This window comes from Candidatus Omnitrophota bacterium (assembly GCA_041653595.1).
Taxonomy (GTDB): Bacteria; Omnitrophota; Gorgyraeia; order Pluralincolimonadales; family Pluralincolimonadaceae; genus Pluralincolimonas.
In genome coordinates, this window is sequence record JBAZFB010000016.1 from 22,987 (window position 1) to 30,418 (window position 7,432).

The 7,432-nt window shown below is 54.3% G+C and carries 6 protein-coding genes; all 6 read left to right on the forward strand.

Going from position 1 to position 7,432, the window contains the following annotated elements:
- Positions 1-67 precede the first annotated feature (67 nt).
- The gene (locus WC317_06560) at positions 68-706 is read left to right on the forward strand and encodes a redox-sensing transcriptional repressor Rex (GenBank protein MFA5339787.1); all 639 of its coding nucleotides are present in this window, start codon (positions 68-70) and stop codon (positions 704-706) included.
- The gene (locus tag WC317_06565; GenBank protein MFA5339788.1) at positions 703-1,224 is read left to right on the forward strand and encodes an NAD(P)H-dependent oxidoreductase subunit E; all 522 of its coding nucleotides are present in this window, start codon (positions 703-705) and stop codon (positions 1,222-1,224) included. The genes WC317_06560 and WC317_06565 overlap by 4 nt, the downstream gene beginning before the upstream one ends.
- Positions 1,221-4,364 (forward strand): FAD-dependent oxidoreductase, encoded by a 3,144-nt coding sequence (locus WC317_06570; protein ID MFA5339789.1) that lies wholly within the window; start codon positions 1,221-1,223, stop codon positions 4,362-4,364. Before WC317_06565 ends, WC317_06570 begins: the two co-directional genes overlap by 4 nt.
- On the forward strand, positions 4,364-6,145 hold the full coding sequence (locus WC317_06575) for an NADH-dependent [FeFe] hydrogenase, group A6 (protein MFA5339790.1): 1,782 nt from the start codon (positions 4,364-4,366) through the stop codon (positions 6,143-6,145). The genes WC317_06570 and WC317_06575 overlap by 1 nt, the downstream gene beginning before the upstream one ends.
- Positions 6,142-7,038 carry an alkaline phosphatase family protein gene (locus WC317_06580; protein MFA5339791.1) on the forward strand — a complete coding sequence of 299 codons (897 nt, stop codon included), beginning with the start codon at positions 6,142-6,144 and terminating at the stop codon, positions 7,036-7,038. Before WC317_06575 ends, WC317_06580 begins: the two co-directional genes overlap by 4 nt.
- Positions 7,039-7,046: 8 nt before the next feature.
- On the forward strand, positions 7,047-7,432 hold a 386-nt coding region (locus WC317_06585), incomplete at its 3' end, for a LemA family protein (GenBank protein MFA5339792.1).

The following is a 7,432-nucleotide window of genomic DNA, read 5'->3' on the forward strand; positions in this document are numbered from 1 at the left end:
TTTCGTGACATTACAGGATTTTATGGTATAATTAATTAGATTGTGAAAATCGTAACAAAGTATTGCAATGCCCAAAACTAAAAAGTACATTCCCCAGGATACAGCAAGCCGTTTAAGCCTATACCTAAGAAGCTTAAGGATGCTTGAGAAGAAGAGAGTGGACGTGGCCTCATCCGAGGATATCACCGAGTTCCTCAATGTCTCGTCCGTCCAATTCAGGAAGGACCTTTCTTATTTCGGGGGTTTCGGAAAACGCGGCGTCGGCTACGGCACAAGCGCGCTTACGAAAGAGATAGAAAAGATCCTCGGCACCGACGTGGAGTGGAAGATAGCCATCGTCGGGGCCGGAAAGCTCGGCTCAGCCCTCCTCGGATACCCCGGTTTCACGGAATTCAACCTCCAGGTCGTAGCCGCATTCGATAACGATCCCGAAAGGATAGGCAAGGTCCGCAAGGGCATAAAGATAGAAGACGCCGGGTCGATGAAGGGCGTATTGAGGGAGAAGGGGATAAAGATAGCGATCCTCGCGGTCCCGGCCGATAAGGCGCAGGAAGTCGGCGAGAAACTGGCCGCCTGCGGCGTGAAGGCAATACTGAACTTCGCGCCGGTCAACCTTATGTTACCCAAAGGAATTTCAGTCTCGAACGTAGATATGGCCTCAGAGCTTCAGGGCCTGATATACAAATTAAAAGGAGAACGTGCATGAAAGCAACTTTGGACAGGGATGTAGATACGAAGTCGTTGGACAGGATCATCGAGAAATACAAGGGCGGGCCCGGCGACGTCCTTTGTATCCTCGAGGAGGTGCAGGAGCTCCACAGGCATAAATACCTCCCGAGGGAAACGCTCGAATACATAGCAGAGAACCTCAACCTGCCGGCCTCGAAGATATACAGCGTCGCCACTTTTTACGCATTTTTTAATCTCAAGCCGCAGGGCGAGCATTCGATAATAGTCTGCCGCGGGACGGCCTGCCACACGAAGGGTTCGAAGGCGCTGTTAGAGCACCTCGAAGGCATATTGAAGATAAGAGGGGTTTTCGACGAGGGCGAGTCGTTCTATACGACGCCCGACAATAAATTTACGGTAAGGACGGTTGCCTGCTTCGGCCAGTGCGCGCTCGCGCCGGTCGTGGTCGTCGACGGAAAAATATTCGTCCATATGGACACGGGGAGATTATCAAGAATGATAAAAGAGCTCGGCAGGGAAGGAAAGAAGAAATGATAATAGCTGATCTGGAACATTTAAACAATGAAAGAGATAAAAGGCTAAGGCAGATATTGTCGCACAGGCCGCGGATCTCCGTAGGCATGGGCACTTGCGGCATTGGGAACGGCGCCGACGAGGTATATAAGGAACTCGAAAAGTCGCTTCGCAGTAAGAAAGCAGAGATATCCCTCGGGAAGGTCGGTTGTTTCGGTTTCTGCGCAGACGAGCCGGTGGTAAATATTTATATGCCCGGCAAGCCGCTTATCATCCTTTCTAAAGTCAAGCCGAAGGACGCCGCGAAGATAGTTGAAAAAACTATGAAGGGCGATATATATAAGGAAAGGGTCTTGTGCAAGATCGAGGAATGGGACCACATCACCGGAAAGGTGATATACGGGCGCGGTTTCCCCGGAGTCCCGATTTGGAACGAGGTGCCGTTCTTCAGGGGCCAGAAGAAGATAGTCCTGAGGGACTGCGGACTCATAGACCCCGAGAATATAGACGATTACATAGCGGTCGGCGGATACCAGTCATTATATAAGGCCATCACGAGCATGACCCCGGAGAAGATCATAGAAGAGCTCAAGATCTCGAAGTTGAGGGGCAGGGGCGGCGCGGGTTTCCCGCCGTGGAGGAAATGGGAGATCATGCGCGGCATAAAGGCCGACAAGAAATTCGTGGTATGCAACGCCGACGAAGGCGACCCGGGCGCTTACATGAACCGCAATGAGATAGAGAGCGACCCGCACATGCTGATAGAAGGCATAGCGATCGCGGCTTACACGATGGGCGCGACCGGCGGGATAATCTACGTCCGCGCCGAATACCCGCTGGCGGTCCAGAGGATAAAGAAGGCGCTCGTCCAGGCCGAGGAGTGGGGTTTCCTCGGGAAGAATATAATGGGGACGAATTTTAATTTTGACATACAGATAGTCGAAGGCGCGGGCGCGTTCGTCTGCGGCGAGGAGACGGCGCTCATATTCTCGCTCGAGGGCAAACCCGGCCGTCCGAGGCCGAGGCCTCCTTTCCCCGCGGAAAGGGGATTATGGGACAAGCCCACGACCATAAATAACGTCGAGACATTAAGCAACGTTCCCGCGATAATCGCCAGGGGCGGCCAGTGGTTCGCGCAGACAGGCACGTCTGCGAGCGCGGGCACAAAAGTTTTCTCGCTCGTAGGCAAGGTAAAGAATACGGGGCTTGTGGAACTTCCGTTCGGCTCACCCGTGCTTTCGCTCATCTACCAGATGGGAGAGGGGAGCGGGAAAAATAAAGTCATCAAGTCGGTCCAGTCAGGCGGCCCGTCCGGCGGATGCATCCCTGCGTCGCTGTTCAATTCCAAGATAGATTACGAAAACCTCGCCCAGCTCGGCGCGATACTCGGCTCAGGCGGTATGGTCGTGATGGACCAGGATAACTGCATGGTCGATGTCGCGCGCTATTTCATAGAATTTACTACAGCCGAGTCGTGCGGCAAATGCACGCCGTGCCGCGAGGGGCTCCAGCAGGCGTTGAAGATCTTAAAGGACATAACCGAGGGCAGGGGAAAGATGGAAGACATCAAGACCCTCGAAGACCTCGGCAAGGTCATAAAAGATACTGCGATATGCGGCCTCGGCCAGACAGCGCCGAACCCGGTCCTTACGACGCTCAAATATTTCAGGGACGAATACGAGGAGCACATAAGGGACAAGAGATGCGACGCGGGCGTATGCCAGTCGTTGTTCCTCTCGCCGTGCGAGAACAGCTGTCCGCTCCACATGAACATCCCGGGCTTCCTCGAATTGGTAAACGAAAAACAGATGGATGACGCCTATGACCTGATCCTGCGCGACAATCCGTTCCCGGCGAGCTCGGGAAGGATATGCCATTTCCATTGCAAGATGCGCTGCAGGAGGGAGGATATCGACGATCCGGTATCACAGGGAGAGATACACCGCTTCGTCGCCGATAATAGGCACAAATACGGCAAGGACAAGGCGGTCATGCGCAGGTTATTGAAAGAGAAACTTCCTCCGACCGGGAAAAAGATCGCCGTAGTCGGCGGCGGCCCGGCAGGACTCACCGCGGCGTATTATCTCGCGCGGCTCGGGCATTCGGTGACCGTATACGAAGAAAAACCGAAGGCCGGAGGAGTCCTAATGTACGGCATACCGTCATACAGGCTGCCGAAGGATGTCCTTGAAAGGGAGATAAAATTCATAAAAGACTTTGGAGTTAAGTTTATCTTTAATTCTAAAGTCAGCGAGAAGAAATTACGCGAACTCGAGAGCTCATTCGACGCGGTCTTCCTCGCGACCGGCGCGTATAAAGAGATGGACCTCGACATCCCGGGCAGGGACCTTAAAGGCGTCCTGCGCGGGACCGAATATCTAGAGCAGGTGGCAACCGGCAAAAAGCCAATTATAGGTAAGAAAGTTGCCATAATGGGTGCTGGTAATGTTGCCATTGACGCCGCAAGGACGGCTTTCAGGTTCGGCAGCGACGTCACGGTAGTCTACCGCCGCGAGAAAGAAGATATGCCGGCGAATAAAGAAGAGATCAAAGAAGCCGAGCACGAAGGCATCAAATTCGTCTTCCTTGCCGCCCCGAAATCGATCATCGGCGAAAAAGGAAAAGTGAAAGGCATCGAGATAAGCAAGATGAAGCCGGGAGAGTTCGACCTCTCGGGCAGGAGGAGGCCGGTAGCCACAGACGTATACGAGGCTATCACCTGCAACTCGGTCATCCTCGCCATAGGCGAGCGCGTTGATTCCGGTTTTATACGCAACGTCGGCATCGATGCGAACGAGGACGGGACGATAAAAGTTGACAGGTCCACACTACAGACCGTCGATCCTAAAGTATACGCGGGCGGCGACCTCGTGATGGGGCCTGCGACCGCGGTCGAAGCGATGGCGCATGGCAGGAAAGCGGCCGAGGCGATGGACCGCGAGCTGATGGGCGAAGAGAGACTGTCATTATTATCCAAGAAATTCAAATATAAGAATGAAGTCCCGCTCGAACCGAGCCCGGAGGGCAGGAGGTATCCGAAGGTGCTCTCGGTGAAAGCCAGGAAGAAAAACTTCAAAGAAGTATCGCTCGGATTGTGCTGGGACGACGTAAAAACTGAGACTACCCGCTGCTTGAGATGCGACGTGAAGGAGGCGATCTAATGGCCGGCAAAATAATGAACATAAAGATAGACGGTAAAGAATACAAAGCAGAAGAAGGGACGACGATACTCAAGGCGGCCAGGCAGGCGGGCATAGAGATACCTACCCTCTGCTATCTCGAGGGGATATCCGAGAACGCCTCGTGCGGCGTCTGCTGTGTCGAGGTAAGGAACGCCAAGAGCCTTTTAAGGGCGTGCATAACAAAGGTCTCCGAAGGGATGGAGATATACACGAACACGCCGGCAGTCCGCGGCGCGCGCAGGATGAACGTCGAACTCCTTTTGGCGGGCCATCCGAAAGAGTGCCCGACCTGTGACAAGAACGAGACCTGCGAATTGCGGATCCTGGCTTCAGACCTCGGCATAAGGGATGTGAGGTTCGCGAAGACGAGGAAGCGCGACTTCGACTTAGACTTGAGCTCCCCGTCGGTCATACGCGACCCGAACAAATGCATACTTTGCGGGCGCTGCATCGCGGTCTGCTCGCAGGTCCAGTCGGTCAATGCTATAGATTTCGTAAACAGGGGCAGCAAGACGATCGTCTCGACATTTTTTAACGAAGGGCTCGGGAAGGTCGAATGCGCCAACTGCGGCCAGTGTGTCCTCGTCTGTCCGACGGGCGCGTTAACAGAGAAGAGCTCGATAGACGACGTATGGAAGGCGATACACGACCCGAAGAAGACCGTCGTAGTCCAGACCGCGCCGGCGGTAAGGGCCGCGATAGGCGAGGAGTTTGGTTTGCCTGCTGGCACACTCGTCACGGGAAAGATGACCGCGGCGCTGCGCAGGCTCGGATACAACAAAGTATTTGATACGCAGTTCACCGCTGACCTCACCATCATGGAGGAGGGATTCGAGCTCATCGACAGGATAAAGAATAAAGGCATTCTGCCTTTAATAACCTCCTGCTCGCCGGGCTGGATAAAGTTCAGCGAGCATTTTTTCCCTGAGGTCCTCGACCATCTTTCGACCTGCAAATCGCCCCAGCAGATGTTCGGCGCGGTCGCGAAGACCTATTACGCGGAGAAGGCCGGCGTAGACCCGAAGGATATGGTCGTCGTCTCGATAATGCCCTGCACCGCGAAGAAGTTCGAGGCGAAACGCCCGGAGATGGACAGCGCCTTCGAATATTGGAAAGACAAGAAGGCATATAAAGAGAGCGACAAGTTCCCGGACGTCGATTATGTCCTTACGACGAGGGAAGCCGCGCAGATGATAAAAGAGGCGGGCATCGATTTCAATAAACTTCCCGATGAGGATTTCGACAATCCGCTCGGCGAATCGACAGGCGCGGCCGTAATATTCGGCGCGACAGGCGGCGTCATGGAAGCCGCGTTAAGGACCGCGTATGAAGTCATCACCAAGAAGAAACTCGACAAGCTCGATTTCAAGGGTGTACGCGGCTTCGAAGGGATAAAATCCGCCGAGGTCGATGTCGACGGGTTGAAAGTAAAGGTCGCGGTCGCGAGCGGCCTCTCGAACGCGCGGAAATTGCTGGATGAGGTCAAGGCCGGCAAGTCGCCGTACCATTTCATAGAGATAATGTGCTGCCCGGGCGGATGCCTCGGCGGCGGCGGCCAGCCCATACCCACGAATACCGAAGTCAGGCAGAAGAGGGCTGAGGCGATATACAGGGAAGACCTGGGCAAGCCGATAAGGAAATCGCACGAGAACCCTTCGATCACGGCTATCTACAAGGAGTTCCTCGTCGAGCCGCTGGGCGAGAAATCGCACCATCTCTTGCACACGACTTATACCAAACGGGGTCTTGTGAAAAAATGAAAAAATTCGTGTTCTTCCTGGCGCTTTGCGCCGCCGTTTCTATTGCGGCGCCGTCATACGCGCTGGGATTAAACGAACGGCCGAGGGATATAATACTTATCGGCTGGGACGGCTCGCAATTGAACCACGTGAAGGAGTGCCTCGATCGCGGCGAGCTCCCGAACCTCAAGAAATTATCGTCCGAGGGCTCGTTCGTCGAGATAGAGGTCCGGGGGCACCAGACCGAGACCGAGCCGGGATTCGCGCAAATATTGACCGGTTACGACGATGAGACCTCGGGTGTCCGCTCTAACGATAAATATCAAGCGATACCCAAAGGGTACACGATATTTGAGCGGCTCGAGGATCATTTCGGGCATGACAAATTCGTGACGGTCGCCCTCGTCAATAAAGGCCACCGCCTTAATTCCGGCACCCCGGATAAGCCTTATTACAACGCGGGCAAGGCCGCCGACGTCTTCATCAACGGCCTCAACGAGGACCGGAAGGTCGCGAGCGAGGCAGAGAGGCTCCTCGAGGAGTATAAAGGAAGGCCGTTCTTCTTTTTCCTGCAGTTCGCCGCGGCAGATAAGACCGGCCACGAGTTCGGCGAGAATTCGAAAGAATACAACGACGCACTCATCTCCTGCGATAAATTGACCGGCGACATAGTAAAAAAACTTAAAAGCCTGAAATTATACGGAAGGACTATAATATACGTGACCGCGGACCACGGTTTTGATGAAGGGCAGAAAGGCCATGGTTACGCCCCGTATGTCTTTATGGCAACGAACGACCCGAGAGGGATAAACCAAGGCTTCGAGGCCGACGTCACTCCGACGATCCTCGACAGGTTTGGCGTGGACACCGGGAAGATCAGCCCGCCGCTCGACGGAAAACCGCTTACTAAGTAGGAGGGAAGATGCTGGGATTCGGATCAGTCGGATTACTGCTCGCGATAGGGCTGGCAATATGGTCTATCTTCACCTATAACCTCCTTATCAAATACAAGAACCTGATGAAAGAGGCCTGGAGCGGCATCGACGTCCAGCTCAAGCGCCGCGCCGACCTCATACCGAACCTCGTCGAGGCCGTCAAAGGATATAAGCAATTCGAAAGGAAGACCCTCGAAGAAGTCACCGCGCTGCGCTCCAAAAGCATAACCGCGGAAGGGCCTCAGGACAAAGCCGGGCCGGAGAACGCCATCTCCCGTTCGTTAAAATCTATTTTCGCCGTAGTGGAGGCATACCCGGAACTCAAGGCGAGCCGGAGCTTCCTCGACCTGCACAAGAACCTCGTCGAGATAGA